The organism is Mesorhizobium sp. B2-4-2, assembly GCF_006442845.1.
Taxonomy (GTDB): domain Bacteria; phylum Pseudomonadota; class Alphaproteobacteria; order Rhizobiales; family Rhizobiaceae; genus Mesorhizobium.
Map to the genome: position 1 here is coordinate 235,308 of NZ_VFVM01000005.1, position 25,340 is coordinate 260,647.

Here is a 25,340-nt window from a genome sequence, read left to right on the forward strand (position 1 = left end):
GGGCGTCAAGCCAGACGCAAGCTCGCAATCCTCAGCGCGCCGAGCGCGACGAAGCATAGCACGGTGACGGGAAAGATCATCCAGTTCAGCATGGTCCAGCCCCAGGCATTGTAGACCATGCCCGACATCAGCGAGGCGCAGGCCACGGAGCCGAACAGGACGAAGTCGTGGAACCCCTGCACCTTGCCCTTTTCGGAAGGCCGGTAGCTTGCCGCGACCATGGCCGTGGCGCCGATGAAGCCGAAATTCCAGCCGAGGCCGAGCAGGATCAGCGCCGTCCAGAATTGCCATAGCGCCAAGCCGGACAGCGCGACGACCGCACAGCCGATCAGCAGCAGGAGGCCGACCGCGACAATGCGTTCAGCACCGAAGCGATGGATCAGCGATCCGGTGAAGAAGCTCGGCCCGAACATTGCCATGACATGCCACGAAATGCCGAGCGTCGCATCGTCCTCCGACAGGCCGCAGCCGACCATGGCGAGCGGCGCGCCGGTCATGACGAAGCTCATCAGGGCATAGCTGCCGACCGCGCAGAAGAGTGCCGCGACGAAACGCGGCTGCGTGACGATCTCGGCCAAGGGCCGGGCATCGCTGCCGGCAATTTCCGTTCCGCCGGCGGCGGCCCTCGCCGGCAGGCGCAGCAATGACAGGATCGCCGCGCCGACGGCGGCTAGCACCAGGATGGATGCGAACGAACCGGCAAACATCACCGGTGCGAACAACTCGCGGGTGAAGATGACGATCTGCGGTCCGAGAATGGCGGTGATGATGCCGCCCGCCAGCACGAAGGAGATGGCGCGCGCCTTGAACTGCGGCGGCGCATTGTCGGCGGCGGCAAAGCGGAACTGCTGGACGAAGGCGCCACCGACACCGATCACCGTCAGGCCGAAGGCAAACAGCCAAAAACTGCCATGGAAGAGTGCCAGCGTCGCGACCAGACCGCCAAGCGCGGTGATGATCGTACCGGTCACGAAGCCGCCGCGCTGGCCCATGGCGCGGATGATGGCCGCCGCCGGCAGCGCACCGAGTGCCACGCCGAGATTGAAGCCGGTGATCGGCGCCGTCGCCAGCGACTTGTCCGGGCCGAGCAGATATTGACCGGCAAGCGCGCCCATGGAGATGGCGATGGGCGCTGCCGAACCGATGATCGCCTGCGAGGCGGCGAGGATCAACGCGGTGCGCCGCGCCTCCCTGGCCGCCTCGATGGCGACCGCCGTCATGAAGCGTCCTTGCCGCGTCCCTCGCCACGCACCCGACGGGAGACGCGATCGAGCACGGCGTTGACCAGCTTCGGCTCGTCTTCCTCGTAGAAAGCCTTGGCGATATCGACGTATTCGGAAACGATCACCGCCACCGGCACGTCTTCGCGCTTCATCAGTTCGTAGACACCGGCGCGCAGGATTGCGCGCAGTGTCGAATCGAGGCGCGACAGCGGCCAGTCATCGGTCAGCGCCTGGCGGATAACCGGATCGATGGTTTTCTGGTCCTCGACGACACCGGTGAGGATGGCGCGGAACCATTGGGCATCCGCCTCGCGGTAAAGCGCGCCATCGACTTCCTTGCCAAGGCGAAACGCTTCGTATTCGGCAGTGATCTCGAAGACGCCGCTGCCGGCGACATCCATCTGATAGAGGGCCTGCACGGCGGCAAGCCGCGCCGCGCCGCGCTTGTTGGCGTGGCGCACCGTGGGCTGTCCGGGCGAAGCGGGGTCGCTCACGATCGCGCTCCCAGTCGTTCCTTGAGCGCGATCATGGTCAGCGCCGCGCGCGCGGCAAAGCCACCCTTGTCGCCCTCCGAACGCTTGGCTCGCGTCCAGGCCTGCGCGTCGTTTTCCGTGGTCAGGATGCCGTTGCCGATACAGACCGAGTCCTGCACGGACAGGTCCATCAGTGCGCGGCTGGATTCATTGGCGACGATATCGAAGTGATAGGTGTCCCCGCGGACGACGGTGCCAAGCGCGACGAAGCCGTCATAGTTCATGCCGCCTTCCGCCGCGCCGTCCAGCGCGAAGGTAATGACGGCGGGAATTTCGAGCGAACCTGGAACGGTGACGACGTCGTAGGTCGCACCCGCTTCGTCAAGCGCGCTCGTCGCGCCTTCGAGCAGCGCGTCGGCAAGATCGTCGTGGAAGCGTGCCTCGATAACGAGAAGGTGGGCCTTCTTCTTCGGGCGAATGAACGCTTTGCCGTGTTGGGATGTGCCAGCCATAAATGTCTCCGGGATCGCCGGTGACTTAGGCCGAAGCCGGATTGATCGCAAGCACAAGATTGCCTCATTGGGACGGGGTACCGAGATCGGACAGTCTGTAGCGAGGCTTTGAGCCCAGGCAACAATGGCGTGGGCCACTACTCGGCCAGCATCTACATCGGCCACCCCAGCCGCGCTTGCACTTTGGAATTCCTGTTTTCCATCACCGCTAGTTCCTCATGAACAGCTCGGCGATGCTCAAAGCCCCTCTTTCGCCGCTTCCGCCAGGCGGGCCGCATAGCGGGCCATGGTGTCTATCTCGAGATTGACGCGGTCGCCGACCTGGCGCTCACCCCAGGTGGTGACGGTCAGCGAATGGTGGATCAGAAGCACGTCGAAGCGGGTGCCTTCCACCTTGTTGACGGTGAGCGAGGTACCGTCGAGCGCGACGGAGCCTTTCGGCGCGATGAACTTCGCCAGCCCGCGCGGCGCTTCCAGCGTGAAGCGAACGGCGTCGCCTTCATCCTTGCGCTCGACGATCTCGGCGGTACCGTCGACATGGCCCGACACGATGTGGCCGCCAAGCTCGTCGCCGATCTTCAACGCCCGCTCCAGATTGATCCGCGTGCCCGATTTCCAGCCCATCGCCGTCGTCAGCCGGAGCGCCTCCTCCCAGGCCTCGACTTCGAACCAGCGCGCGTTCGAGCCGCTGTCGGGCAAGGCCGTCACGGTAAGGCAAACGCCGCCGCATGATATCGAGGCGCCGATGGCGATGGTTTCGGGATCATAGGCGGTGTCGATACGCAATCCCACGCCTTCCCGCAGCGGCTTGACGGCCGCGACGGTACCTATGTCTGTAACAATGCCGGTAAACATCGGTGTTGATCCTAAAAGTCTCTTATCCACTCGGCGTAGCTGTCCTCGCCGAACCGCATCTCGCGCAGTTTGCGAAATCCCGCTGGGACATGGTTGGCATCGATGGGCGATGCAATGCCCCCCTTGCCGATCGCCTCCGGCCCCCGGAACAGCACGATGCGGTCGACCAGGCCTTCCGACAGGAAGGCGCTGGCCACCCTGGCTCCGCCTTCGACCAGCACGCTGGCCATGCCGAGCGCGGCAAGATCCTCGAGCAGTTCCGGCAGCGCCACGCCGCCTTCATGCGTCTCGGTGCCGATGAAACGCACGCCGGCGCGTTCGAGCGTTGCCCGCCGCAGAGGATCCGCTTCCAGGCAAGCCGCGACGTAGAGCGGCACCCTGTCGACACCGGACACCAGTTTCGAAGTCTCAGGCAGCCTGATCTGGCGGTCCAGCACAATGCGCGCCGGCGACCGGTTCTCCAATCCCGGCAGACGCACCGTCAGCGCCGGGTCGTCTTCCAGCGCCGTGCCAATGCCGACCAGGATGGCATCAGCCTCGGCGCGCATCAAATAGACTTCGCGGCGCGCAATGTCGCCTGTGATCGACACCTGCCCAACCCCTTCCATGCCGATCTTGCCGTCGCTGGAAAGCGCTAGCTTGAGAGTCACTTCCGGCCGTTTCCTAAGCGATCGAATGAGATAGCCGGCCATCTGCTCGGCGGCCTCCGCCGCCAGGACATTCTCCACAACATCGACGCCCGCGGTGCGCAGGATCGCGTAGCCTTGGCCTGACACGCGCGGATCGGGGTCGCTGGCGGCGCCAACGACGCGCGCGATGCCGGCATTGACCAGAGCGTTGGCGCAAGGCGGCGTGCGTCCGTGATGCGCGCAAGGCTCCAGCGTGACGTAGGCGGTGGCGCCGCGCGCCAGTTCGCCCGCTTCGGCGAGCGCCTCGGTCTCGGCATGCGGGCGGCCGCCGACAGCGGTGACGCCGGTGCCGACAATCATCGGGCCCAAGCCATCGTCGCGCACGATGAGTGTACCAACGGAAGGATTGGTTGAGGTCCGGCCCGCATTCCTGCGCGACAGTCTGAGTGCGGCTGCCATGAAACGGCGGTCAAGGGCTGCCTGTCCGGCCTCGCTGTGTTCCGCCATGCTCAGCCAGCGTCCTCTTCGCTCTTGTCCTCGTCGCCTTTCAATTCCCCCAGCAGCTCATGGAAATCCTTGGCCTCGCGGAAATTGCGGTAGACCGAGGCGAAGCGGACGTAGGCGACGTCGTCGAGCGACTTCAGCGCTTCCATGACCAGCCGCCCAACCTCGCCCGAGGCCACTTCGGTCTCGCCGGAGCTTTCCAGCTGGCGCACGATGCCGGTCACGGCACGATCAATGCGCTCGGGATCGACATTGCGCTTGCGCACCGCGATCTCGACGGAGCGCAAGAGCTTGTCGCGGTCGAAAGGCACTTTTCGCCCCGACTTCTTGACCACGACGAGGTCGCGCAACTGCACGCGCTCGAAGGTGGTGAAACGGCCGCCGCAATCGGGGCAGACGCGACGCCTGCGGATCGCCGCGCCATCCTCGGCGGGGCGCGAATCCTTCACCTGCGTATCTTCGGACTGGCAATAGGGACAGCGCATTGAGAGCCTTGGGTTCACGAATCTGGTGAGGCGAAAAGGCTTAGAGCCTTTTGCCACGATGGCAAGGCACGCAGACCCTTTCGCGTCAGAGATAGCGAGCCGCGAGGCAGATTGCCAGCACCCGCCTTCGCGCGCTTGGCTAGGGTGCAACGTCCTTGGTCGGAAAGCCGCATGATGTGCCGAGGTTGCGGTAGGCTTTAGTGAAGCCGTCCATCGGAATGCTGGCGAAAGCCTCTTTGCCGAAAGCGACATCGAGCGAGGTGACTTTGCGCATGGCTCGCAAGAGCGCGAGACTGGTCTTGGGCTGGTTGTCGACCGTCCAGCTGGGACGGCCGTTCACGGCATCGTTCGAATAGACGGTGGCGGAAACCTTGACGCCAGGATCACCAAAAGTCGCGGCGATCTTCTTGCCAGTGGGCAGGTTCCGGTTGTCGACAATAAGCATGATGGCCGGGTAGGCGTCCGGCGGCATGGCGTCGCCGTTCGAGATCGACAGCGTCAGCGTGCCCGAATTGCCGCTGGCATCGAAAAAGGCAGTCGAAGCGGCGCAGGTCTTGCGCGCATCCTGCCCGGTGTCGAGCGTATCGACGATGGTTGTCCATCTGCCGAAGGTAGCGGTGGCGGGCACTTCAGGGGCGGTCTGCGCAAGGGCAGTCCCGGGCAATGTCAGGGAAACGGCCAGCAAGCCATGGGCGCCAAGGATGGCGGGACGGAAATTACGCATCGTCTGGTCTCCAGTTCGGCGCGTCGACCGATCGGGGGTCGGCGCGCCGCTGGCGAATAAGAGATGACGCGTGGCGCGAGGTCAACCGAGATAAGGGTAGAGCGGGAATCGATCGGTCAGCGCCACGACCTTGGCCTTGACCGCGGCCTCGACCGAGGCATTGCCCTCATCGGAATTGGCGGCCTTGAGGCCATCCAGCACCTCGGCGATCAGCTTGCCTACTTCGCGGAACTCGGCCTGGCCGAAGCCGCGCGTTGTGCCGGCGGGCGTGCCGAGCCGCACGCCGGAGGTGACGAAGGGCTTTTCCGGGTCGAAGGGGATGCCGTTCTTGTTGCAAGTGATGTTGGCGCGCCCAAGCGCTGCCTCGGCGCGCTTGCCGGTGGCATTCTTGGGGCGCAGGTCGACCAGCATCAGGTGGTTGTCGGTGCCGCCCGACACGATGTCGAGGCCAGTCTCCTGTAGGCTGGACGCCAGCGCCTTGGCGTTGGCGGCGACGCTCTCGGCATAGAGCTTGAAGCTCGGCTTCAGCGCCTCGCCGAAGGCAACCGCCTTGGCGGCGATGACATGCATCAGCGGTCCGCCCTGCAGGCCGGGGAACACCGCCGAGTTCATCTTCTTGGCGATCTCCTCGTCGTTGCACAGGATCATGCCGCCGCGCGGGCCGCGCAGCGACTTGTGCGTGGTGGTCGTCACCACATGGGCATGCGGCAGCGGCGAGGGATGCACGCCGCCGGCGACGAGGCCGGCGATGTGGGCCATATCAACCATGAGGTAGGCGCCGACCGCATCGGCGATCTCGCGAAAGCGCTTCCAGTCCCAGATGCGCGAATAGGCGGTGCCGCCGGCCAGGATCAGCTTCGGCTTCGTCTCATGCGCCGTCTTCTCGATGGCGTCCATGTCGAGCAGGTGGTCGTCCTTGCGCACGCCGTAGGACACGACCTTGAACCATTTGCCGCTCATGTTGACTGGCGAGCCGTGCGTCAAATGCCCGCCGGAATTGAGGTCGAGGCCCATGAAGGTGTCCCCCGGCTGCAAGAGAGCCAGGAACACCGCCTGGTTCATCTGGCTGCCGGAATTGGGCTGCACATTGGCGAAGTTGCAGCCGAACAGTTTTTTCGCGCGCTCGATCGCCAGCTCCTCGGCGACATCCACGAACTGGCAGCCGCCATAGTAGCGCTTGCCCGGATAACCCTCGGCGTATTTGTTGGTCATGATCGAACCCTGCGCTTCGAGCACGGCGCGCGAGACGATGTTCTCAGACGCGATCAGTTCGATCTCGTGGCGCTGGCGTCCGAGTTCGTTGCGGATCGCGCCGAAAATTTCCGGATCGGCATCTTCCAGCGTGGTTTCGAAGAAGGATTCGAATTTGTTCGACGCTGCCGCTGCTGTTGCCATGGCCTGAATTCCTTAGGTCCGGAGGTCGGTTTTGTCTTGCGCATGCCGTTGTCCCAAACCCCTGCACATTTTTGTGTGACAGGATTGGGTTCGCCGCGCCATTAACACAGTTGTTTTCGCCTCGCCACGTTTGCGGCGCGAAATTTGCTGGCCCGATTGCGGCAAGCAGAGCGGCGAACCGTTATTTCCTGTCGCGCCGCTGCTTCAGAAGAGCCTCGGTCAAGGTGATCTCGGAAAACAGCGCCCGCATCGTATGGTCATTGATCTCGCGGCTGAGAAACATGGCGCGTAGCGCGGCGCGCTCGGCTTCTATGCCGGCCGCCCTGAGTTCAAGCTCCAGACGGCTCGCCTCACGCGCCTCGGCACGCGCTTCGTCGGCCTCGTCGGAGGCGGCGATGCGGCGCCGGTAGCCGGCGACGATGCTGTCGGCAACGGCGAGCCGTGCCTCGACGGCCCCGCCCTCGCCTGCCTCATTGGCGATGCTCTCGATCCTGGCGATCGCCGCATTGGCTGCGCCGACCCGCGCCCGGCGCTCCTCGGCCGCTGCCGGGTCCTCGCCCGGTTCGACCAGCCCGCGAGCGATCTTCGGCAGCGCGAGGCTGGCGATGGCCAGCGAGCAGATGATGACCCCGGCGGCGAGGAAGATCACCACGTCGCGGGCCGGGAACGGCGAGCCGTCCTGCAAGGTGAGCGGCAGCGACAGGATACCGGCCAACGTGATCGCTCCGCGCACGCCGGCGACCGATCCGGCGAGCCGCACGCGCAGGCCGAACGGCTCGGCCTTTCGCTTGCCGAGCCGCGCCGCCATGGCGCCCGCCATGTCGCCGATCCATATCCACAGGAAACGCAGGCCGATCAGGCAAAGGGTCAGCAGCAGGACTGTCAGCACCGGCTCGATGATCCAGTGCCGGCTGGACAACTCCGGCGGCACCTTACGGATGATATCGGGAAATTGCAGGCCAAGCAGAATGAAGAGCGCGCCGTTGAAGACGAAGGACAGCGTCGACCACAGCGACATCGTCTGCATGCGCGCCGAGACACCGAGAAAGCGGAACATGCCGGAAACTCCGGTCAACAGGCCGGCGGTGACCGCCGCCAGGATGCCCGAGGCGCCGATATGCTCGGCGCCGAGATAGGAGACGAAAGGCACCAGGATCATGATCAGAACCTGCGCCTCCGCCGGCACGCCGCCGATGCGGTTGAGCAGTTGCAGCGCCTTGGCGGCAACGAACAGCGCCGCCATGCCGGCGAGAATGCCGGCAGCCACGGCATAAAGAAAGCTCAGCGAGGCCGCGGCAAAGGAAAAGCTGCCGGTCAATGCCGCCACCACGGCAAAGCGGAACATGACCAGACCCGACGCGTCGTTGAGCAGCGACTCGCCTTCCAATATGTGCATCAGCCGCGCCGGAACGATGTTCCTGTCGACTATGGAAGACACCGCCACCGCGTCGGTCGGCGACAGCACCGCGGCGAGCGCGAAAGCGACGACGAGCGGGATGCTGGGCACGAGCCAATGCAAGGCGTAGCCAAATCCGACGATGGTGAAGAAGACCAGTCCAATGGCAAGGTCGAGGATGGGGCCACGCAAGGCGACAAGCTCGCGTTTGGGCGCAGCAAAGGCATCGGCGAACAGAAGCGGCGGAATGAATACGAGCAGGAACAGTTCCGGATCGATCTCGACATGCAGCCCGCGCGCCGGCCAGGCCAGCGCAGCACCCATGGCGATCTGCAGCACCGGCAGCGGCACCCGCACCAGCCGCACCAATGCACCGGAAAGCGCCACCAGGACGAGCACGACGAGGATGAAGACGGCAACTTGCATGGTCCGATTCCGGCAGTTTTGCCGACCATGCGCAATCGCCCGCGCTTCGTCCAGCCGGAGCGCGCCTACGCAGAGTTGGAGGTCAGCGGCGGTGTGAACGGCTTGGCGACGGCGACATAAAAAGGCCGCTCAAGAGCGGCCTTTTTCCTGAATAATCAATCGCTTAAAGCGACGAAGTGATCTGCAGCTCGTTGTTTCCGTCGAGGCCATATATGTCGTCGCGGAACTGGACGACGCCGGGGCCCGTCGACCAAGCCGAGAGATAGAGGAAATGCACCGGCACCGGGTTGGTGACCTGGACCGGCGTGTTTTCGCCGGTCTTGATCGCAGCCTCGAAATGCTGACGGTCCCAGCCGGGCGTGTCGCGCAGGATCCAAGTGACGAGGTCGCGCACGTTTTGCACGCGTACGCAACCCGAGGAATCGAAGCGCATCATCTTGCCGAACAGGCTCTGCTGCGGCGTATCGTGCATGTAGACGCCGTCCGGGCTCGGGAAATTGATCTTCACCGACGCCATGGCGTTGTCCGAACCGGGATCCTGGCGGAAACGGTACTTGGCCGCGTCATCGGTCGACCAGTCCACATTCATCGGATCGACTTCGCTGCCATCTGGCGCAAACAGGCGAATATGGCTGTTCTTGAGATAATCGGGGTCCTTGCGCATCAATGGGATGATGTCCTTGCGCACGATCGACACCGGCGCGTTCCAATATGGATTGACGATGATCTCGTTGATCTTGGAATTGACGATCGGTGTCTGGCGATCGATCTTGCCGACGATCGCGGTATGGCGAAGCACGACGCGATCGTTCTCGACCGCCTCGACCTGCGCTGCCGGAATATCGACCAGCACATAACGGCTGCCAAGCGTGCCCGCCTTCTCCTTCAATCGCTGGAGATTGGTTTGCAACTGGCCGAGCCGGATCTGCGCCGAAACGTTCATCGCCGCGTAGGTATATTTGCCCAGCGCTCCGTCGGCCGGCAGGCCGTGGCGCAATTGGAAGCGCTTGACCGCCGAGTCGACATAGGAATCGAAGGCCGTCGAGATGCCGGCGCTCTGCGACAGGTCGCCGGCGACCATCAGGCGCTTGCGCAGCGGCACGACATCGGGGTCGTCGACGCCGAGCTGCAGTTTCTTGGTCGCGGGAACCTCGACCCAGCCGCCCTGCCCGACAATGTTCTGGTACTGCGCCACAGCCTGTTCGGTGAAGGCGACGGTCTGCGGGCTGAAGATCGGCAGCGTCGAGGCCACCTTGCCGCCTGCGCTGGCGCGGGCGTCGAACTGATCGTCCCAGTTGCCGCGCGCCGAGGACTTCAGGATGTCCCCGATCACGTCCTGCGCGCTGGCGCGGCCGGCAACAACGGCGGCTGCGAGCGCGGAGGCTCCGGAAAGGAAGAAACGGCGGCTGGTTCTCATGGACGTTCCAGACATTTGTAGCAGTTCGAACACTTGCTGCGTTGATCATCGGGCGATCTCGCCCGCACTCTAAAATTGGCAATCTTAACAATTAGCCAACCATGGTCCGCATCACCTCGGTGTGAAAACGCGCAAGGCTACCGCGGCTGCGGGTGAACTCATGGTCTTCACCACAGCATCACTGCCATCTTCGGTTCCATTGGAATATGGCGGCAACGTGGCCTTGGCCCCCAATTTGCTTCGGCCAGCGCAACGAAAAGAAAAGACCGATGCTTTTCGGCACCGGCCCTGACTGGAGGTCGCTGTTGCGGCCGCGCTTCTGTGGCGCGGCTTCTGATTGGGGATGTGGCTTACATCCGGTAAGCGATGGTGTCGTTCCAGAAGCGGTCGAGGCGCTGGAGGGCACGGTTCATCTGCTTGAATTCGTCGGTGTTGATGCCGCCGACCTGCTCGATCGAGCCGACATGGCGCTCATAGAGACCGGCGACCACGTCCGCCACCTCGTTGCCCTTCGGCGTCAGCGAGACGCGGACCGAACGACGGTCGATGCGCGAGCGCTGGTGGTTGATGAAGCCGAGATCGACAAGCTTCTTGAGATTGTAGGAGACGTTCGAGCCGAGATAGTAGCCCCGCGAGCGCAACTCGCCGGCGGTCAGCTCCGAATTGCCGATGTTGAAGAGCAGCAGCGCCTGGATGGCGTTGATGTCGGAACGGCCATTGCGGTCGAACTCGTCCTTGATCACGTCGAGCAGACGGCGGTGCAGGCGCTCGACCAGTTGGAGCGATTCCATGTAAAGGGAACGGATTGCCTCGCGGCGATCGTCGGAAACGTTGGCGGTCTTTGCCGCCGGACGCGAATTGATCATTGTCTTTGCCTCTCGTTTGTCGCCCTGGTGATTTTTTGTTTTTCACCTTGATCGCGACACTATCGAATACTCATAAAATTCGACTTAAACGCCAAGGCTAACAAGAGCTTACCGGTAATAGGTTTCGCAAGACGCTTAACGAACGGTCACTCGAGCAAGGATAATTAACCTAAAGATTTAGCCAATGATTTCAGGGCGAAATCCGATCCGCCGGATCGCCGGCGGCGCGTGCCGGCTTCAGGTCCGGGGCGACCGCTTCTGCAGATAGATGACGAGGCGGAAAACGACATAGAGCAGCGCCACCCCCGCATGCGAGACGACGATGAGCGGACGGCGGCCGAAGAGTTCGGGAAAGCCGGCATACATGACGATCTCCGTCGCGGCGCAGATGAACCAGATCACCGGCCCCCAGGAAGCCAGCATCCATAGGCCGGCTGCGGCAAAGGGAAAAAACACGGCGAGCATCACCGCTGTCACCTGCCAGTGGACCGGCATCAGGTCGAAGCGCCACAGCGAGCCGGGATAGAAGCCGATAAGCCTGATCCAGTACAGGATACCGAACAGCAGGCAGTATCCTGATATGATTCGCTGGAACCAGGCGAAGATAACCTCCACCCCTGAAGGCTGAAGCACGACGCGTCTGGACGTCACCTCACTCATAGCGCGAGTTCCCGTTCACCGAGCGAGGCAAAATAGGCATCGACATCCGCGTCGTCGACCGCATCGAGGGTTGCCGGCAGCCATTGCGGCTTGGAACCCTTTTCGATGATGGTGGCGCGTATGCCTTCGTAGAAATCGTGGCCCGCGAGCATCCGGTTGAGGATGCGGAACTCCATCTTCATGCATTGATCCATCGGCAGCGTCAGGCCGGCAGTGATCTGGCGCCAGGCGACACGAAGGCTGGTCGGCGAGCGCGTCAGGATCGTCGCCAGCGTCCTTGCCGCAAACTCATCGCTCCCTGCCGCCTGCTCCAGGCTGCCGATGATATCGGCAAGCGACGCCTGCGCGAAGTGATGGGCGATCGCCTCCAGCACCTGCCTGTCCGTCTCGCGCTTCGCCGGGATGAAGAAGCCGCGCAGCACCGATTCGGGATCGCCGGTGGCGGCGAGCTGGTCGAGAAAGCCAGCCTGGTCCTGCGCCTTGATCGTATGCGTGGCCAGCCCGGACCACAACGCGTCGCCATAGCGGATACGATTGCCGGTTAGCGCCAGGTACATGCCGAAGGAACCTCCAAGATCGGGCAGCAGATGGCTGGCGCCGACATCCGGGAAAAAGCCGATACCCACCTCCGGCATGGCGAACTGCGCATTTTCCGTCATCACCCGGTGCGATCCATGAAAGGAGATGCCGACGCCGCCGCCCATGACGATGCCGTCGATCAGCGCCACATAAGGTTTTTTGAAACGCGCGATCTGGGCGTTCAGCCGATACTCGTCGGCGAAGAACTCGACAGGCGGCTTACCGGCCCGGCCGGCCTCATAGATGTGGAGAATGTCGCCGCCGGCCGAAAACGCCCTACCCTCGGCCTTGACGACGACGACATCGACGCTCCAGTCCCGCTCCCAAGCGTGCAATGCCTTGGCGAGCGCGTTGACCATCCCGTGCGTGACCGCATTGAGTGCCCGCGGCCGCGTCAACGTGACGATGCCGGCCCGGCCCAGATGTTCGAAGCGGATCTCGTCGCCTCCGCCAAAATCCATCGTGAAAGAATCCCTCCCCCGCTCCGCCGGGACTGAAGTGCTAAAGCGTGGCCCATGGCCGCGTCAATGCCGGCATGCCGGCAGCGCGTCTTGGCTCGTGCCGGAGCCTAGTGCTAAAAGAGCCGTTGTGGCCGCAACGCCGGGAACCCCACGGCGACTGCGCAGCTGTAGCGGGTTTCCAAAGGGGTGTTGCTCATGGCTGGATTTGCGCGCCTCGTGCCGATGACGATCGGGCTGATCGTCATTTGCCTGGCTTTGCAACCGACCCTGGCGGCAAGCCTCGCCGATCTTTACCAGTCGCAGACCATCGTCAACGGTCGGTACGAGAAGAACCGCCAGGCCGGCTTCAAACGTTGCCTCGACGCGGTTCTGGTCCGGGTTTCCGGCGACCAGCGCCTGCCGGCGAAACCGGAGATGGCGGCGCTGCGCGACAAGGCCGGCAGCTTCGTGGCGGCCTTTCGCTACCGCGATCGCATGGAAGGCATTCCCAACCATGACGATCAGGGCACGTATGATCGGCCTCACAATCTTTACTGCCAGTACAGCCCGGCGATGATCGATCCGGTGCTGGCTTCGCTCGGCAGCAGGCCATGGCTGACCGAAAGGCCACGGCTGGCGGTGTTCTTGTCGACCGAGCGCGGCGTCAGGCATTTCGCGCTCGATGCCGATGACGAGCGCGGCGTGCTGATGCGCGAGTCGTTCGGCAATGCCGCCGCGCCGATCGCCATGCAGGTAACCTTCCCAACGGCAGCGCTGCTGTCGAAGGCGGGGCTGGACGACAGGATCATGCGCGACGCCGACATGGCGAAGCTGGACAGGGTTGCGAAAACGGCCGGCGCCGACCAGGCGCTTTCCGGCAGCATCGTCTGGAGCGACAAGGAGTTGGGCTGGATCGCCGACTGGCGGCTGGCGAAGGCCGGCAAGACCTACGCCTGGCAAGTGCGCGGCGTCGGCTTCGACGAGGCGTTCCGTGTCGGCATGCGCGGTGCGGCGCAGATCCTTTCGGGCAATGGGCAACCCGAATAGAGACCCGATCGGATTGCTGGCACAAACGTGTCGCATTGGTCAGCACCACGGGTGCGTGATAAAAGCCGGCCAAACGAGAGTTTTGGCGATGAACAGATTCACCCCCGCAAAACCTGCCGGCGCGCGCAGCGTCGACGACATCACCGGCAGCCGCCGCTTGCGACGCATGCGCAAGGCCGACTGGTCGCGGCGCCTGGTGCAGGAGAACAGGCTTTCCGTCGACGACCTGATCTGGCCGATCTTCGTCGTCGACGGCAGACAAGTGCGCGAGCCGATCGCCGCCATGCCGGGCGTCTTCCGCCTGTCGATCGACCTTGCCGTCAAGGAGGCCGAACGCGCGGCGAAGCTCGGCATCCCCGCGCTTGCCACCTTTCCCAATGTGGACATTTCGCTGCGCGACGAGACCGGCTCGCATATCCTCGATCCCGACAACGTCATCAACCGCGCCACGCGCGCGATCAAGGACGCGGTGCCCGAGATCGGCGTCATCACCGACGCCGCGCTCGACCCGTTCACCAGCCATGGTCATGACGGCATCCTGCGCGACGGCCTCATCGTCAATGACGAGACGGTGGAACAGGTAACCGCGGCGGCCGTCATACAAGCAGCGGCCGGCGCCGACATCATCGCGCCGTCCGACATGATGGACGGCCGCATCGGCGCCATCCGCGACGCGCTCGACGCAAACGGTTTCCAGGACGTGGCGATCATGTCATATGCAACGAAATTCGCCTCCGCCTTCTACGGGCCGTACCGCGAGGCGGTCGGCACGGCCGGCCTGCTCAAGGGCGACAAGAAGACCTATTACATCGACCACGCCAATTCAGACGAAGCGGTGCGCGAGGCCGAGCAGGACCTGGCCGAAGGCGCCGACATGCTGATGGTCAAGCCCGGCCTGCCCTATCTCGATATCATCCGCAGGCTGAAGGACGAATTTGCGGTGCCAACCTTCGCCTACCAGGTGTCGGGCGAATATTCGATGATCAAGGCGGCGGGCGCCAATGGCTGGATCGACGGCGAAAAGGCTATGCTGGAATCGCTTCTTGCGTTCAAACGCGCCGGCTGCGACGGCATTTTGACCTATTTCGCCCCTGAGGTGGCGGAGATGCTGAGAGCATAGTTTCCTCCCAGCGCCTTCAAACCATATGCTCTTCATGGAACTCACCGGCGAATGAGCCGGTATGGCGGCTGTCTCGGCAGCCGCCACTTTCACTCTGGACATCGCATGGGCGAAGTACGGATATGCATCTTCTCGATCGCTGAAAATACTACTTGCAATTTGCAATCGGTTTGCTAGAAAGTAACTGCTTGCAAAATACAACTGGTCTGAGGAGGCTTTCCATGTCCAGACTTCGCGTCAACGCATTCACCTTGTCGCTCGACGGTTACGGCGCCGGTCCCGACCAGGATTTGAAAAACCCGCTCGGGGTCGGCGGGGAAGCCCTGCACAAATGGATGATCGGTACCCGCACCTTCCGCAAGATGGTGCTCGGAGACGACGGCGGCACAACCGATACCAACGAGGCGTTCGCGGCGCGCAGCTTCGAGAATGTCGGCGCCTGGATCCTCGGCCGCAACATGTTCGGGCCGATCCGCGGCGAATGGCCTGACGAAAACTGGAAGGGCTGGTGGGGCGACAACCCGCCCTATCATGTGCCGGTCTTCGTGCTGACCCACCATGCGCGCGAGCCGATCGTCATGGAGGGCGGCACGACCTTTTACTTCATTAGGGATGGCATCCATTCGGCGCTCGAGCAGGCAAGGGCAGCGGCCAATGGCAGCGATGTGCGGGTCGGCGGCGGCGTCGCCACCATCCGGCAGTACCTCCAGGAGAGGCTCATCGACGAGATGCATCTGGCGATCTCGCCGGTGCTGCTCGGCTCCGGCGAGCACCTCTTCGCCGGGATTGATATGCCGAAGCTCGGCTACGCGTGCAGCGAACAAGTAGCGACGCCGCTTGCCACGCATGTCGTCATCAAGCGGACTTAGGAACTAGTTGTCTGCGACAGTGGGAATTGGCAGCCCTTGGTGCAGATCCTTCTCCCCGTCACTATACGGGGAGAAGGACAAACTCTCGTTCAATACTTCTCGGGCACGTAGAGCTCGCTCGGCAGCACCTGGCGCTCGTATTCGGGATTGAAGACGCGCTCGGGCAGCTTGATCTCCTCGTGCGGCACCTCTTCGTAGGGAACCTGCTGCAAGACGTGGTCGATGCAGTTCAGCCGGGCGCGCTTCTTGTCGTTGCCCTCGACGATGAACCAGGGCGCCTCCGGAATGTTGGTACGGGCGAAGGTCTCTTCCTTGGCCTTGGTGTACTGTTCCCAGCGCACCCGCGACTGCAGGTCCATCGGCGACAGCTTCCACTGCTTCATCGGATCGTGGATGCGCATCAGGAAGCGCATCTGTTGTTCCTCGTCGGTGATCGAGAACCAGTATTTGACCAGCGTGATGCCCGAACGGACCAGCATGCGCTCGAACTCCGGCACGTCACGGAAGAATTCCTCCACCTGATCGGCCCCGGCGAAACCCATCACCCGCTCGACGCCGGAGCGGTTGTACCAGGAGCGGTCGAACAGAACGATCTCGCCGCCGGCCGGCAGGTGCGGCACATAACGCTGGAAATACCATTGCGACGTCTCTCGCTCGGTCGGTGCCGGAAGCGCCACGACGCGGCAGATGCGCGGGTTGAGCCGCTGGGTGATGCGCTTGATGACGCCGCCCTTGCCAGCCGAATCGCGGCCTTCGAAGATCACCACAAGCTTCTTCTTGTGGTAGGCGACCCAGGATTGCAGCTTGATCAGCTCGGATTGCAGCCCGATCAGGTCGCGAAAATACTGCATGCGGTCGATAGAAGGCGGATGCGCGTTCTTGTAGATCCTGGCGATCTCCAGCGACAGCGCTGGTTCCGACATCTCCAGTTCATAGTCCTCGTCGAGCGTGTCGGCGAGTTCGGCTTCCAGCCAGTCCCGGGCGCCGGACTTGGGTATGGATTCATTCATCTGGTGTTCCTCCATCTGCAAGCTGCCGCCTCCGGCAACGACCGGGCGCACTGGTCGCGTCCTGACGGCGGCGCGCAACGCCCTGATCGACTGAGTATAGGCCGGCAATGACGGTTTTATTGCAGGGGCACGCCACGGCCGCTCATCGGTGTGCTGGGGCCGGAGGGCGACAAGCCGCACGGATTGTCCTACAAATCCAGCAACCTGATCGGGCCATTCTTCTCAATCGCGAGGACTGACATGGAATACCGCACTCTCGGCCGTTCCGGCCTGAAGGTTTCGGCGCTGACGATGGGCACCATGACCTTTGGCGGCGCCGGCCCGTTCGCGGCTGTGGGCAACAGCGATCTCGCCGAGGCGAAGCGCATGATCGATCTGTGCATCGATGCCGGCATCAATCTCATCGACACGGCCAATGTCTATTCGGACGGCCTGTCGGAGGAGATCATCGGCGAGGCACTCGGCGGCAAGCGCAGGAACGACGTGCTGATCGCCTCCAAGGCGCGCATGCGCATCGGCGACGGTCCCAATGACGAAGGCCTGTCGCGCCATCATTTGATCCGCGAATGCGAGAAGAGCCTGAAGCGGCTCAAGACCGACGTCATCGACATCTATTTCCTGCACGAATGGGACGGCGTGACGCCACTCGAAGAGACCATCGCCGCGCTCGACACGCTGGTCGGCCAGGGCAAGATCCGCTATATCGGCTGCTCCAACTATTCCGGCTGGCAGGTGATGAAGGCGCTCTCCATCAGCGACACCCGCCATCAGCCGCGCTTCGTCACCCAGCAGATCCACTACACGCTCGAAGCACGCGAAGCCGAATACGAGCTGCTGCCGATCTCGGTCGACCAGGGATTGGGCGTGCTGGTGTGGAGCCCGCTGGCGGGCGGCCTGCTGTCGGGCAAGTATCACCGTGACAGCCCGACCGCGCGCAAGGTCGCCGGCTGGTCCGAACCGCCGATCCGCGACGAGGACCGGTTGTGGCGGATCGTCGATGTGCTGGTCGAAATCGGCAAGGCCCGCGGTGTGTCCGCCGCACAGGTGGCGCTTGCCTGGCTGCTTGGCCGGCCGGCTATCAGCTCCCTGGTGATCGGCGGGCGCAACGAGGCCCAGTTCAGGGACAATATCGCGGCGGCCAGCCTGACGCTGACCGGCGAGGAACGTGATCGCCTCGACGCGGTCAGCCGCCCGCCCCTGCTCTATCCCTATTGGCATCAGCAGTTGACGGCAAAGGAGCGTTTCGGCGCCGCCGACCTTGTGATCGACCGAAGCAGCTTATAGGAACCCTGGTGCCGGCTCCGAGACGTCGGAAGGCGAACGACGCGTAGTCAGCCCACAAGAACAGCAAAAAAGGAGCCGCTATGGCACGAGCACCAAATTACGATCAGGAACGCAAGGAACGCGATCGCCAGAAGGCGGCCAAGAAGGCCGAAAAGCTGGCGGCCAAGGCTGCGGCGCGGGAGCGTCAGAAACCCGAGACTGACGCCGAGATTGAAACAGAGGAATGACGGCGCGCGGCGGCAATCCGGCCTGGATCAGGCCGGCGCCTTGTCGCTGACGAAGACGTCCACTTCACGCGCCGCCGCGATAAAGGCGCGCCTTGCGTTCATGGCCGGCTTGTCGCCGGCCAGCGCATCGTGGCAGGCCTGCAGCGCCGCGCGATGCTTGGGGGTGCGCTTGCCGGGCCAGCTGTTCATGAGATAGTCGGAAGCCTCGCGGGCCGAGCGTAAGAGCTGTGTACTTCCCGCCGTGACTGATTTGACGGTCACGGGTACTTCAAATCGGTTGTTTTCCATCGCCCGGTCCTACGCCATCGGCGTCCGCGAAGCGAGGCCGAAAGTGGGGCTCGGGGCCGGTGGTCCTTTTTTCGGCGGCGAGTGGCCTGCCCTGCAGGCCGCATTATGCCGCCACGACGGCAAATCCCCTGGCGCGAAGGCCGCGGCGATCATTGGCCAGCGACGTCAACAGACGGTCGCGACTGCCCACGATATGCTGCGAGAGCAAGCGCGCGGCTTCCTGTGCATCGCCGCTCCGCACGGCGGCCAGGATGGCATGATGTTCGGCCCAGGCGCGGCCAAGGGCCGCTCCATCGCGTACCTCCAGCCAACGGGCGCGCGAAAGCCTGGTCATCGCGTCGCGGACGGCCCGAAACAGGAATTCATTGCCGGACAGTCGCGCCAGCTCGATGTGGAAATCCATGCCGACGCGATGCCATTCCTCGCGCGGAGTGTCGTCGTCGCAGGAGACGAGCATAGCCTCGATGACATCGACGGCACTTCTGTCGGCAAGCCCGCATGTCAGCCGCAAGGCCGCGACCTCGACCGCTTCGCGGTAGACCGCGATCTGCTCGAGTTCGGCCAGGTTGATGGGCGAGACCGTCCAGCCGCGCCCGTCCCTGCCGACCAGCCCTTCGGTTTCGAGCCGCAGCAGCGCAGCCCTGACCGGCGTGCGCGAGGCGCCGAAGCGGCTTTCGATCCAGCGCTCGGTGAGTTTCTCACCCGGGCCGATCTCAAGTCCAAGGATCATCTCGCGGAGCTGCCGTTCGACGTTGTGCATCTGCGACATCGTTGTTGCCTTTTCACGTGCCCGCATTGACAGCGGTCGGGCTGTGGGTCCATGACGGATACCGACTTGGTATCCCAAAATGGTATCCACAACAATCCCTGGCACACGCAGGCACGGCATGACGCAGAACGATACGGAACAGGGCGGCTACAATATCCACTGGCGGCGCAATCTCGCCGTCTGCTTCGCGGGTTCGTTCAGCACGCTCATCGCCATGACCCTGCTCTTGCCGTTCCTGCCGCTCTATGTCGAGCAACTGGGCGTCGAGGGCCATGCGGCGATCGTGCAATGGTCGGGCGTCGCCTATGGGGCGACCTTCTTCGCGGCGGCGCTCGTTGCGCCGTTATGGGGACGGCTCGGCGACCGCTACGGCCGCAAGCTGATGCTGGTGCGCGCCTCCTTCGGCATGGCGATCTGCATGTCGCTGACCGGAATGGTCGAGACGGTCTGGCAATTGGTGCTGCTGCGCCTGCTGATCGGCTTTGCCGGCGGCTATTCCTCCGGCTCGACCATATTGGTGGCCATGCAGACGCCGAAGGACCGCTCCGGCTGGGCGCTCGGTGTCTTGTCCGCTGGCATCACGGCAGGTTCGCTGGTCGGCCCCTTGCTCGGCGGCGCGCTGCCGCCGGTAATCGGCATCCGCGCGACCTTTCTGTTGTCCGGCGGCGTCATCTTCCTTGCCTTTCTGGCGACGACATTCCTGATCAAGGAGAACCAGCGCCCGCAAGCAAGCAAAGCCGCGACGGCGGCAAAGCCGAAGAGCGGCTGGTCGCAAATTGCCGACAAGCGTCCGGTCGTGGCCATGCTGACGACCGGCATGCTGCTGGCCTTCGCCACCATGTCGATCGAGCCGATCATCACCGTCTATGTGCAGCAGCTGATCGAGGACCAGAGCCGGGTGACGCTCGTTGCCGGCGTGGTGATGTCGGCGGCCGCCCTTGGCGCAATCCTGTCGGCGTCATGGCTTGGCAGGCTCGCCGACCGCGTCGGTCACTGGAACGTCGTCGTCGGCGCGCTGGCCGTGTCGGCGCTGCTGCTCATTCCGCAGGCCTTCGTCACCGACGGCTGGCAACTGATCGGGCTGCGCTTCCTGATGGGCCTGGCGCTCGGCGGTTTGCTGCCTTGCATCACCAGCGTCATCCGCCACAACATTCCCGACGGCGTCGGCGGCAACGTGCTCGGTCTTTCGATCTCGGCCCAATATGTCGGCCAGGTCGCCGGACCGCTTGCCGGCGGTTTCGTCGGCGGCCATTTCGGCATGCGGGCGGTGTTTCTCGGCACGTCGGTGCTGATGGCGCTCGGCGCGGTCTACAACTGGATTGTCCAGGCGCGGCGGACGCGGAATATGTTGATGGAAGCGGGCAAGCCCTGACGAACTGCCCAGCCGATCAACCGAAGGAGCGTCGACATGAACCTGACCGAAACGACCGGCAGCCGTCTGCTTGTGCTCGCCGCCGGCATCGTGGGCGCGGCCGGCGTGGCGCTGTCGGCGGCCGCCGCACATCTCGGCGGCGCCTTCACCGGTACGGCGGCATCGTTCCTGCTGATGCACGCACCGGTGTTTCTCGCCGTCGGTCTCCTCGACGCGAATCGCCCGCTGCGGTTAGCCAGCCTGGTGCTGCTCGTCGGGCTCGTGCTTTTCACGGGCGATCTTCTCGCCCGCGATTTTCTCGGATCGAGGCTGTTTCCGATGTCGGCGCCGATCGGAGGCACCCTGCTCATCGCAGGCTGGCTGACCATAGCTGTCTCCGCCGTGGTGCGTCGGCGACCCTGAGATGCGCGGCCGGTTTCAATCCCGGCGACGTTCAAGTCGGATCCAAAGATCGCGGTTGCGCGCCGAGAGCGTCGCGCGGCGCGGCGCCTCTGGCCGCTCCGCGGCCGTGCCGATGCCCCAATAATTGCGATAAATGTCGTCGAACAGATGCTTCATGGGATGCATGGCTCTTCTCCTCTTGATTTGAATTGAATCGATCCAATAGGCCGACGCAAAAAATTCACGCCAGTCAGCTCCGCTTGCGCGCCACAAGGAAGCGCAGATCGCGAATCCACGGGCTTGTTCCGCCGCGGCGCTTGGACTTGTTGGCGGCCGACCCGATGCTCCAGTCGTTGCGGTAGATGTCTTCGAACAGATAGTTAACAGGATGCATGGCGCACCTCCCATCCAGGTTTAATCCAGCAGGCAGATCTTAGTTGGATCGATTCAAAGATAGGCCTATGGAAGCCGCCGGTCAAGCAAAATTTGAATCGATCCAACGAAAGTGCTAGATGCAAGTCGGGAACGTGCTAAATGCATATCAGGAGGCACGCGCAAATGGCGTCACTCACCGCAGGCAATCGACGACCCGTCCGGCTGGCCGACATCGCCAAGGCGGCCGGTGTTTCGCATGGTACCGCCTCCAATGTCTTCAGCCGCCCTGAGATCGTGCGCGAAGAAGTCCGCGAACGGGTCCGTGCGGCGGCCGAGGCGATGGGCTATGCCGGCCCCGATCCCAAGGGCCGCCTGCTGCGGGCCGGCAAGGTCAACGCCATCGGCGTGGCCACCGCGGAGCCCCTTTCCTATTTCTTCGAGGATCCCTTCGCGCGCGTGATGATGGCCGGTATCTCGCAGGCCTGCGATGCGACCGGGGCCGGTATCTCGTTAGTCTCGGCCGCCAACACCGAACAGCTTGCCTGGAATATCCAGAGCGCCCTGGTCGACGGCTTCATCGTCTTCTGTATCGAAGGCGGCTCGCGCCTTGTCGAATTGGCCCGCGAGCGCAAACTGCCCTTCGTGGCGCTGGACCTGGATTCGGAGGATGGATCCGTCGCGGCGATCGGCGTCGACAACATCGCCGGCGCCAGCCTGGCGGCGCGCCATCTGACGGAACTCGGGCATCGCCGCTTTGCCGTGCTGGCGCTGCCTTTCGCCGACGGCAGGACAGGCATCATTTCGCCCGAGGAGCTTCGCGCCGCGGCCTATGCGGGGACACGCGATCGCCTCACCGGCTACTTCCGGGAGCTTTCGCGGGTTGGCATCGATACATCCAAAGTGCCCGTCTACGAAACCGCCAACGATGCCGCCACCACAAAGGCGGGGCTGGAAACGATCTTTGCTTCCGGCGAACCACCCACGGCCATCCTGGCGATGTCGGACAGGATGGCCTTGGCAACGCTTGAATGGCTGAGCGCGCGCGGGCTGAATGTCCCCGATGATGTTTCGGTCATCGGTTTCGACGGCGTTCCCGAAGCAGCGCTATCCGAGCCGCCACTGACCACCGTCGCACAGCCGATCGCCGAGATGGGCCGGCTTGCGGTCAAGGCGATCCTGGAAAACGACGGCAAGGTCAGTCGGCAATTGCTGCCGGTCGAACTGATCGTGCGCGCCTCCTCGGCTCCACCGCGCCGCTGAACCGACTCGCCGACCTCAGCGGTTGGCTCTAGCCACGGCCGAGATACCGAACGACGCCTGGACGGGCTTGGCGTCCTTTTGCGTCGTCCTGGCTTTCCCCGAACCCCCGATGGTCGACAACCATTCGAGGTAGAAAGCGAGCGCGAACTGCATGGCCATGCCGGCGGCGAGCAGCAGGCTGTCATAGGCGAGGCCGCCGGGATTGATCAGCTTCATCACCTGGGCGACCATGGCGATCAGCGTGCCGGCGATGAACACCGGCAGCGAGCGCTTGCCGAGTATCGCCAGCGGATGGTCGGGTCCGGTGCGGAACAGGTTCGAGACCGCAGGCAGTGCCACCACCAGATAGCTGACCGCCAGGATGTGCAGCAGCCGCGGGAGCGACAGGAATGTCTTGTCGAAGCCGGTCAGCACCACCGGCAGGTCGAACCAGGTCACCTGGCCCCAAAGCGGACTATGCACCCATGCCAACGCGGCCAGCACATAGGCAGCGGCGGGACCGATCAGCCAGCGGTTGGCTGGAATGACGCCGCCGCGCCTGACATGCAGCATGGCGGCAAGGCCGATGTTGAACAGGAACTGCCAGGACAGCGGATTGAGGAACCACAGGCCGGGCTCGGGATAGTTCGGCGGGGCGATCTGCCAGATGCCGGCTACAAGCCACAGCAGGCCGGACACGGTCAGCGCTGCAAGCGGCCTGTAGCTGATGAACAGCAAGAAGGCCGGCGCCAGCAAAAGCAGCACCGCGTAGACCGGCAGGATGTTGTTGTAGCCGAGTTGGTGGCCGAGCGTGACGATGCCGACCAGCACCTCGGGCGTGTCCTTCATCAGCGGTTCGATGTTGATCAGCTTCAGCAGTTCCGGCCGCCGGCCGAACACCGCCGCGGCACAGAACAATGCCATTACCGCCATCGTGGTGACGATATGGGCGATATAGAGCACGCCTGCCCGCCGCCACATTTTCAGCGTCGCGAGCAGCCGGCCTCCCGGGCGGAACTTCGTGCCATAGGCAAGCGCGACCGAAATGCCCGATATCAGCACGAAAGCCTCGGCCGCATCCGAAAAGCCGAAATTCTTGTAGGTCAGGGTGTCGAAAGCCGTGCCCGGCACATGGTCGACGAAGATCGTCAGCAGCGCGAGCGCACGCAGCACATCGATGCGCGTATCGCGCTCGGTTGGAACTGGGGTGGTCATCGACAAAAGGCCTCAAAGCTGGTTGTTCATGCCCAGCAATGCGACCCCCGGCGCACCGCTTCGATTCCTCCGCGATGGAGTATATCGGCGCAGAAACGGACTGAAATGCGCCCGGTTCAATCAACTTTCGCGGAGCATGAAAATATTGCGTTTTGAAGCCGGCAAATTGAGTGAAACGAAATGTAATCAAAAGGATACGGCATGAGCGATACAAGCGTCGAAAACAGCCTGCCGCGGCTGGATCTGGCCTTTCCCTATCGCTTCTTCGGATCCGGCGGGGCCAGCGACGAATGCCTGTTCCTGCTGCATGGATCAGGTGTCGACGAGACGACCCTGGTGCCGCTGGCGAGGCAGATCGCACCGCATGCCTGCCTGGTCGCCGTGCGTGGCCGCATCGTCCAGGACGACGGCTTCCGCTGGTTCGAGCGGATCACGCCGACCAGCTTCGAGCAGGCCAGCATCCGCCGCGAGACGGCCGCTTTCGCACGCTTCATGGCCGAGGCCATGAAGCGGCACCGGATCGATCCGAAGCGCGCGGCTTTCCTCGGCTATTCCAACGGCGCCAATCTGGTTTCCAGCCTGATGCTGCTCCATCCCGGCCTTGTCGGACGGGCGGCACTGCTGCGGCCGATGCCGGTGCTGGACGAGACGCCGGCAACCGATCTGACCGGCATCAAGGCGCTGATTGTCGCCGGCGCCGCCGACCTGACCTACGGACCCTTCGCGCCGGCCCTGGTAACGCTGCTCAGCCAGCGCGGCGCCGAGGTCGACGCGCGTATCGTCGCTTCGGGCCATGAAATCGGCGACCCCGATGCCACGATCGTGCGGCAATGGCTTGCCCCGCCCGCTCCTGCCGCCTGACGGGCAAGACGCGGATCGCCGCGCTCAGCCTCCTTCAGCGATGCCGGCCTGCGCCCCGGCAATCAGCAAGTCGAGGCCGCTTTCGAACAGCGCCTCGTGACCGCCCGCACGATAATCGGCCAGGGCCTGGCTGAGCAGCGGGTAACCGCTTGCCTTGGCATCGAGCGCTGCACCTCGACCCGGGCCGGCCGGATATTCTGCCTGTTCCTCGAGGACGCAGCCCACCGTGTAGCGCCCGACGATCATCAGCAACCGCATGGCCATGACGGAAGGCATGCCGGCCTCGCGCAGAAAAGTGAGCAACCGTTCGACATGTTCGAGATCGCCCGGATCGGCCTCGGTACCGGCATGGACGCGCGCACCGTCGCGATAGGCCATCAAGGCGCCGCGGAAGCTGCGGGCGTTGTTGCGTACGAATTCCTGCCAGCTCTCGCCCGGCAGCGGTACCTGATGTCCATGGCCGCGCCGCAGGATCTCCTCGTTCATTGCGTCGAGCAGGGCGCGCTTGTTCCTGAAATGCCAGTAGAGTGCCGGCTGCTGGACCTTGAGCCGCTGCGCCAGCAGCCGGGTCGAGAGCGCATCGATGCCGACGTCGTTCAACAGCTCGAGCGCCTGCGCCACGATCAGCGCCTTGTCCAGCTTCATATGCACCTCGCTTGCCCAGCCAATTTATCGGTGATAAACGCTACCTTATCACCG

General features: G+C 63.7%; 29 protein-coding genes. 9 read left to right on the plus strand and 20 right to left on the minus strand.

Annotated elements, in window-relative coordinates; translation table 11 throughout:
• Positions 1-5: 5 nt before the first annotated feature.
• From FJ942_RS14230 to FJ942_RS14290, 13 genes are all read right to left on the minus strand, one after another.
• A complete protein-coding gene (locus FJ942_RS14230; RefSeq protein ID WP_140556994.1) occupies positions 6-1,220 on the minus strand; it encodes an MFS transporter in 1,215 nt (404 codons plus the stop codon).
• Complete coding sequence (gene nusB / locus FJ942_RS14235) at positions 1,217-1,717, minus strand: transcription antitermination factor NusB (RefSeq protein ID WP_140494035.1); 501 nt, start codon at positions 1,715-1,717, stop codon at positions 1,217-1,219. The genes FJ942_RS14230 and nusB overlap by 4 nt, the downstream gene beginning before the upstream one ends.
• Positions 1,714-2,208 (minus strand): 6,7-dimethyl-8-ribityllumazine synthase, encoded by a 495-nt coding sequence (gene ribH, locus FJ942_RS14240; RefSeq protein ID WP_140494037.1) that lies wholly within the window; start codon positions 2,206-2,208, stop codon positions 1,714-1,716. The genes nusB and ribH overlap by 4 nt, the downstream gene beginning before the upstream one ends.
• Positions 2,209-2,445: 237 nt before the next feature.
• Positions 2,446-3,063: a riboflavin synthase gene (locus FJ942_RS14245; protein ID WP_140515697.1), complete on the minus strand. Its 618-nt coding sequence runs from the start codon at positions 3,061-3,063 to the stop codon at positions 2,446-2,448.
• 11 nt (positions 3,064-3,074) lie between these two features.
• Complete coding sequence (gene ribD, locus FJ942_RS14250; protein ID WP_181168346.1) at positions 3,075-4,205, minus strand: bifunctional diaminohydroxyphosphoribosylaminopyrimidine deaminase/5-amino-6-(5-phosphoribosylamino)uracil reductase RibD; 1,131 nt, start codon at positions 4,203-4,205, stop codon at positions 3,075-3,077.
• Positions 4,202-4,681, minus strand: coding sequence for a transcriptional regulator NrdR (gene nrdR, locus FJ942_RS14255; protein ID WP_010915593.1), 480 nt, complete (start codon positions 4,679-4,681; stop codon positions 4,202-4,204). The genes ribD and nrdR overlap by 4 nt, the downstream gene beginning before the upstream one ends.
• Before the next feature lie 139 nt (positions 4,682-4,820).
• Positions 4,821-5,405: a hypothetical protein gene (locus tag FJ942_RS14260; protein ID WP_140494043.1), complete on the minus strand. Its 585-nt coding sequence runs from the start codon at positions 5,403-5,405 to the stop codon at positions 4,821-4,823.
• Between the two features lie 81 nt (positions 5,406-5,486).
• Complete coding sequence (glyA, locus tag FJ942_RS14265; protein WP_140897991.1) at positions 5,487-6,800, minus strand: serine hydroxymethyltransferase; 1,314 nt, start codon at positions 6,798-6,800, stop codon at positions 5,487-5,489.
• Positions 6,801-6,981: 181 nt separating this feature from the next.
• Positions 6,982-8,622 carry a Na+/H+ antiporter gene (locus FJ942_RS14270; RefSeq protein WP_140897993.1) on the minus strand — a complete coding sequence of 547 codons (1,641 nt, stop codon included), beginning with the start codon at positions 8,620-8,622 and terminating at the stop codon, positions 6,982-6,984.
• Between the two features lie 163 nt (positions 8,623-8,785).
• Entirely contained in the window at positions 8,786-10,039 is a 1,254-nt protein-coding gene (locus FJ942_RS14275) for a murein L,D-transpeptidase (RefSeq protein WP_140494050.1), read from the minus strand.
• Between the two features lie 350 nt (positions 10,040-10,389).
• Positions 10,390-10,905, minus strand: coding sequence for a winged helix DNA-binding protein (locus FJ942_RS14280; RefSeq protein WP_013896002.1), 516 nt, complete (start codon positions 10,903-10,905; stop codon positions 10,390-10,392).
• 237 nt (positions 10,906-11,142) lie between these two features.
• On the minus strand, positions 11,143-11,565 hold the full coding sequence (locus tag FJ942_RS14285; protein WP_140557009.1) for a DUF6163 family protein: 423 nt from the start codon (positions 11,563-11,565) through the stop codon (positions 11,143-11,145).
• The gene (locus FJ942_RS14290) at positions 11,562-12,605 is read right to left on the minus strand and encodes an enoyl-CoA hydratase/isomerase family protein (protein ID WP_140494054.1); all 1,044 of its coding nucleotides are present in this window, start codon (positions 12,603-12,605) and stop codon (positions 11,562-11,564) included. Before FJ942_RS14290 ends, FJ942_RS14285 begins: the two co-directional genes overlap by 4 nt.
• Before the next feature lie 195 nt (positions 12,606-12,800).
• On the opposite strand from FJ942_RS14290, the gene FJ942_RS14295 reads away from it, so the two are divergent.
• The 3 genes from FJ942_RS14295 to FJ942_RS14305 all read left to right on the plus strand — a co-directional run bounded on the left by FJ942_RS14295 (position 12,801) and on the right by FJ942_RS14305 (position 15,620).
• Entirely contained in the window at positions 12,801-13,631 is an 831-nt protein-coding gene (locus tag FJ942_RS14295; protein ID WP_140897995.1) for a DUF2066 domain-containing protein, read from the plus strand.
• Positions 13,632-13,719: 88 nt separating this feature from the next.
• Positions 13,720-14,751: a porphobilinogen synthase gene (gene hemB / locus FJ942_RS14300; RefSeq protein ID WP_140631536.1), complete on the plus strand. Its 1,032-nt coding sequence runs from the start codon at positions 13,720-13,722 to the stop codon at positions 14,749-14,751.
• Positions 14,752-14,972: 221 nt separating this feature from the next.
• Positions 14,973-15,620: a dihydrofolate reductase family protein gene (locus FJ942_RS14305; RefSeq protein ID WP_140897997.1), complete on the plus strand. Its 648-nt coding sequence runs from the start codon at positions 14,973-14,975 to the stop codon at positions 15,618-15,620.
• An 89-nt stretch (positions 15,621-15,709) separates the two neighbouring features.
• Here FJ942_RS14305 and ppk2 read toward each other — a convergent pair whose 3' ends face one another.
• Positions 15,710-16,630, minus strand: a complete 921-nt coding sequence (gene ppk2, locus FJ942_RS14310) for a polyphosphate kinase 2 (RefSeq protein WP_140897999.1) — start codon at positions 16,628-16,630, stop codon at positions 15,710-15,712.
• A gap of 240 nt (positions 16,631-16,870) precedes the next feature.
• Here ppk2 and FJ942_RS14315 point away from each other — a divergent pair, with 240 nt between their 5' ends.
• The gene (locus tag FJ942_RS14315) at positions 16,871-17,914 is read left to right on the plus strand and encodes an aldo/keto reductase (protein WP_140583730.1); all 1,044 of its coding nucleotides are present in this window, start codon (positions 16,871-16,873) and stop codon (positions 17,912-17,914) included.
• A gap of 80 nt (positions 17,915-17,994) precedes the next feature.
• Positions 17,995-18,141 carry a hypothetical protein gene (locus tag FJ942_RS14320; protein WP_140494066.1) on the plus strand — a complete coding sequence of 49 codons (147 nt, stop codon included), beginning with the start codon at positions 17,995-17,997 and terminating at the stop codon, positions 18,139-18,141.
• A 27-nt stretch (positions 18,142-18,168) separates the two neighbouring features.
• Here FJ942_RS14320 and FJ942_RS14325 read toward each other — a convergent pair whose 3' ends face one another.
• Both FJ942_RS14325 and FJ942_RS14330 read right to left on the minus strand, forming a co-directional pair.
• A complete protein-coding gene (locus FJ942_RS14325; RefSeq protein ID WP_246670991.1) occupies positions 18,169-18,402 on the minus strand; it encodes a DUF982 domain-containing protein in 234 nt (77 codons plus the stop codon).
• Between the two features lie 130 nt (positions 18,403-18,532).
• Positions 18,533-19,198, minus strand: a complete 666-nt coding sequence (locus FJ942_RS14330) for a GntR family transcriptional regulator (RefSeq protein WP_140494070.1) — start codon at positions 19,196-19,198, stop codon at positions 18,533-18,535.
• A gap of 118 nt (positions 19,199-19,316) precedes the next feature.
• Here FJ942_RS14330 and FJ942_RS14335 point away from each other — a divergent pair, with 118 nt between their 5' ends.
• Both FJ942_RS14335 and FJ942_RS14340 read left to right on the plus strand, forming a co-directional pair.
• Entirely contained in the window at positions 19,317-20,570 is a 1,254-nt protein-coding gene (locus FJ942_RS14335) for a multidrug efflux MFS transporter (RefSeq protein ID WP_140583731.1), read from the plus strand.
• 36 nt (positions 20,571-20,606) lie between these two features.
• Positions 20,607-20,972: a DUF423 domain-containing protein gene (locus FJ942_RS14340; RefSeq protein ID WP_140521759.1), complete on the plus strand. Its 366-nt coding sequence runs from the start codon at positions 20,607-20,609 to the stop codon at positions 20,970-20,972.
• Between the two features lie 15 nt (positions 20,973-20,987).
• On the opposite strand, the gene FJ942_RS28525 is transcribed toward FJ942_RS14340, so the two are convergent.
• Together FJ942_RS28525 and FJ942_RS14345 are read right to left on the minus strand one after the other, a co-directional pair.
• Positions 20,988-21,128, minus strand: a complete 141-nt coding sequence (locus FJ942_RS28525) for a hypothetical protein (RefSeq protein WP_181167406.1) — start codon at positions 21,126-21,128, stop codon at positions 20,988-20,990.
• A gap of 73 nt (positions 21,129-21,201) precedes the next feature.
• Positions 21,202-21,345, minus strand: coding sequence for a hypothetical protein (locus FJ942_RS14345; protein WP_140494076.1), 144 nt, complete (start codon positions 21,343-21,345; stop codon positions 21,202-21,204).
• A gap of 164 nt (positions 21,346-21,509) precedes the next feature.
• Between FJ942_RS14345 and FJ942_RS14350 the strand changes: the two genes are divergently transcribed.
• Positions 21,510-22,586 carry a substrate-binding domain-containing protein gene (locus FJ942_RS14350; RefSeq protein ID WP_140560566.1) on the plus strand — a complete coding sequence of 359 codons (1,077 nt, stop codon included), beginning with the start codon at positions 21,510-21,512 and terminating at the stop codon, positions 22,584-22,586.
• 15 nt (positions 22,587-22,601) lie between these two features.
• Here FJ942_RS14350 and FJ942_RS14355 read toward each other — a convergent pair whose 3' ends face one another.
• Positions 22,602-23,780: an OpgC family protein gene (locus FJ942_RS14355; protein WP_140898001.1), complete on the minus strand. Its 1,179-nt coding sequence runs from the start codon at positions 23,778-23,780 to the stop codon at positions 22,602-22,604.
• A 201-nt stretch (positions 23,781-23,981) separates the two neighbouring features.
• On the opposite strand from FJ942_RS14355, the gene FJ942_RS14360 reads away from it, so the two are divergent.
• Positions 23,982-24,641 carry an alpha/beta hydrolase gene (locus FJ942_RS14360; protein WP_140656130.1) on the plus strand — a complete coding sequence of 220 codons (660 nt, stop codon included), beginning with the start codon at positions 23,982-23,984 and terminating at the stop codon, positions 24,639-24,641.
• A gap of 24 nt (positions 24,642-24,665) precedes the next feature.
• Here FJ942_RS14360 and FJ942_RS14365 read toward each other — a convergent pair whose 3' ends face one another.
• Positions 24,666-25,286, minus strand: coding sequence for a TetR/AcrR family transcriptional regulator C-terminal domain-containing protein (locus tag FJ942_RS14365; protein WP_140494084.1), 621 nt, complete (start codon positions 25,284-25,286; stop codon positions 24,666-24,668).
• Between the last annotated feature and the right edge of the window lie 54 nt (positions 25,287-25,340).

What these genes read in the sequence shown, in the direction of transcription:
- FJ942_RS14230 (WP_140556994.1), bottom strand. Translation starts at nt 1,220, where the DNA reads ATGACGGCGGTCGCCATCGAGGCGGCCAGGGAGGCGCGGCGCACCGCG.
- ribH (WP_140494037.1), bottom strand. Translation starts at nt 2,208, where the DNA reads ATGGCTGGCACATCCCAACACGGCAAAGCGTTCATTCGCCCGAAGAAG.
- FJ942_RS14245 (WP_140515697.1), bottom strand. Translation starts at nt 3,063, where the DNA reads ATGTTTACCGGCATTGTTACAGACATAGGTACCGTCGCGGCCGTCAAG.
- nrdR (WP_010915593.1), bottom strand. Translation starts at nt 4,681, where the DNA reads ATGCGCTGTCCCTATTGCCAGTCCGAAGATACGCAGGTGAAGGATTCG.
- FJ942_RS14260 (WP_140494043.1), bottom strand. Translation starts at nt 5,405, where the DNA reads ATGCGTAATTTCCGTCCCGCCATCCTTGGCGCCCATGGCTTGCTGGCC.
- glyA (WP_140897991.1), bottom strand. Translation starts at nt 6,800, where the DNA reads ATGGCAACAGCAGCGGCAGCGTCGAACAAATTCGAATCCTTCTTCGAA.
- FJ942_RS14270 (WP_140897993.1), bottom strand. Translation starts at nt 8,622, where the DNA reads ATGCAAGTTGCCGTCTTCATCCTCGTCGTGCTCGTCCTGGTGGCGCTT.
- FJ942_RS14275 (WP_140494050.1), bottom strand. Translation starts at nt 10,039, where the DNA reads ATGAGAACCAGCCGCCGTTTCTTCCTTTCCGGAGCCTCCGCGCTCGCA.
- FJ942_RS14280 (WP_013896002.1), bottom strand. Translation starts at nt 10,905, where the DNA reads ATGATCAATTCGCGTCCGGCGGCAAAGACCGCCAACGTTTCCGACGAT.
- FJ942_RS14285 (WP_140557009.1), bottom strand. Translation starts at nt 11,565, where the DNA reads ATGAGTGAGGTGACGTCCAGACGCGTCGTGCTTCAGCCTTCAGGGGTG.
- FJ942_RS14290 (WP_140494054.1), bottom strand. Translation starts at nt 12,605, where the DNA reads ATGGATTTTGGCGGAGGCGACGAGATCCGCTTCGAACATCTGGGCCGG.
- FJ942_RS14295 (WP_140897995.1), top strand. Translation starts at nt 12,801, where the DNA reads ATGGCTGGATTTGCGCGCCTCGTGCCGATGACGATCGGGCTGATCGTC.
- hemB (WP_140631536.1), top strand. Translation starts at nt 13,720, where the DNA reads ATGAACAGATTCACCCCCGCAAAACCTGCCGGCGCGCGCAGCGTCGAC.
- FJ942_RS14305 (WP_140897997.1), top strand. Translation starts at nt 14,973, where the DNA reads ATGTCCAGACTTCGCGTCAACGCATTCACCTTGTCGCTCGACGGTTAC.
- ppk2 (WP_140897999.1), bottom strand. Translation starts at nt 16,630, where the DNA reads ATGAATGAATCCATACCCAAGTCCGGCGCCCGGGACTGGCTGGAAGCC.
- FJ942_RS14315 (WP_140583730.1), top strand. Translation starts at nt 16,871, where the DNA reads ATGGAATACCGCACTCTCGGCCGTTCCGGCCTGAAGGTTTCGGCGCTG.
- FJ942_RS14320 (WP_140494066.1), top strand. Translation starts at nt 17,995, where the DNA reads ATGGCACGAGCACCAAATTACGATCAGGAACGCAAGGAACGCGATCGC.
- FJ942_RS14330 (WP_140494070.1), bottom strand. Translation starts at nt 19,198, where the DNA reads ATGTCGCAGATGCACAACGTCGAACGGCAGCTCCGCGAGATGATCCTT.
- FJ942_RS14335 (WP_140583731.1), top strand. Translation starts at nt 19,317, where the DNA reads ATGACGCAGAACGATACGGAACAGGGCGGCTACAATATCCACTGGCGG.
- FJ942_RS14340 (WP_140521759.1), top strand. Translation starts at nt 20,607, where the DNA reads ATGAACCTGACCGAAACGACCGGCAGCCGTCTGCTTGTGCTCGCCGCC.
- FJ942_RS28525 (WP_181167406.1), bottom strand. Translation starts at nt 21,128, where the DNA reads ATGAAGCATCTGTTCGACGACATTTATCGCAATTATTGGGGCATCGGC.
- FJ942_RS14345 (WP_140494076.1), bottom strand. Translation starts at nt 21,345, where the DNA reads ATGCATCCTGTTAACTATCTGTTCGAAGACATCTACCGCAACGACTGG.
- FJ942_RS14350 (WP_140560566.1), top strand. Translation starts at nt 21,510, where the DNA reads ATGGCGTCACTCACCGCAGGCAATCGACGACCCGTCCGGCTGGCCGAC.
- FJ942_RS14355 (WP_140898001.1), bottom strand. Translation starts at nt 23,780, where the DNA reads ATGACCACCCCAGTTCCAACCGAGCGCGATACGCGCATCGATGTGCTG.
- FJ942_RS14360 (WP_140656130.1), top strand. Translation starts at nt 23,982, where the DNA reads ATGAGCGATACAAGCGTCGAAAACAGCCTGCCGCGGCTGGATCTGGCC.
- FJ942_RS14365 (WP_140494084.1), bottom strand. Translation starts at nt 25,286, where the DNA reads ATGAAGCTGGACAAGGCGCTGATCGTGGCGCAGGCGCTCGAGCTGTTG.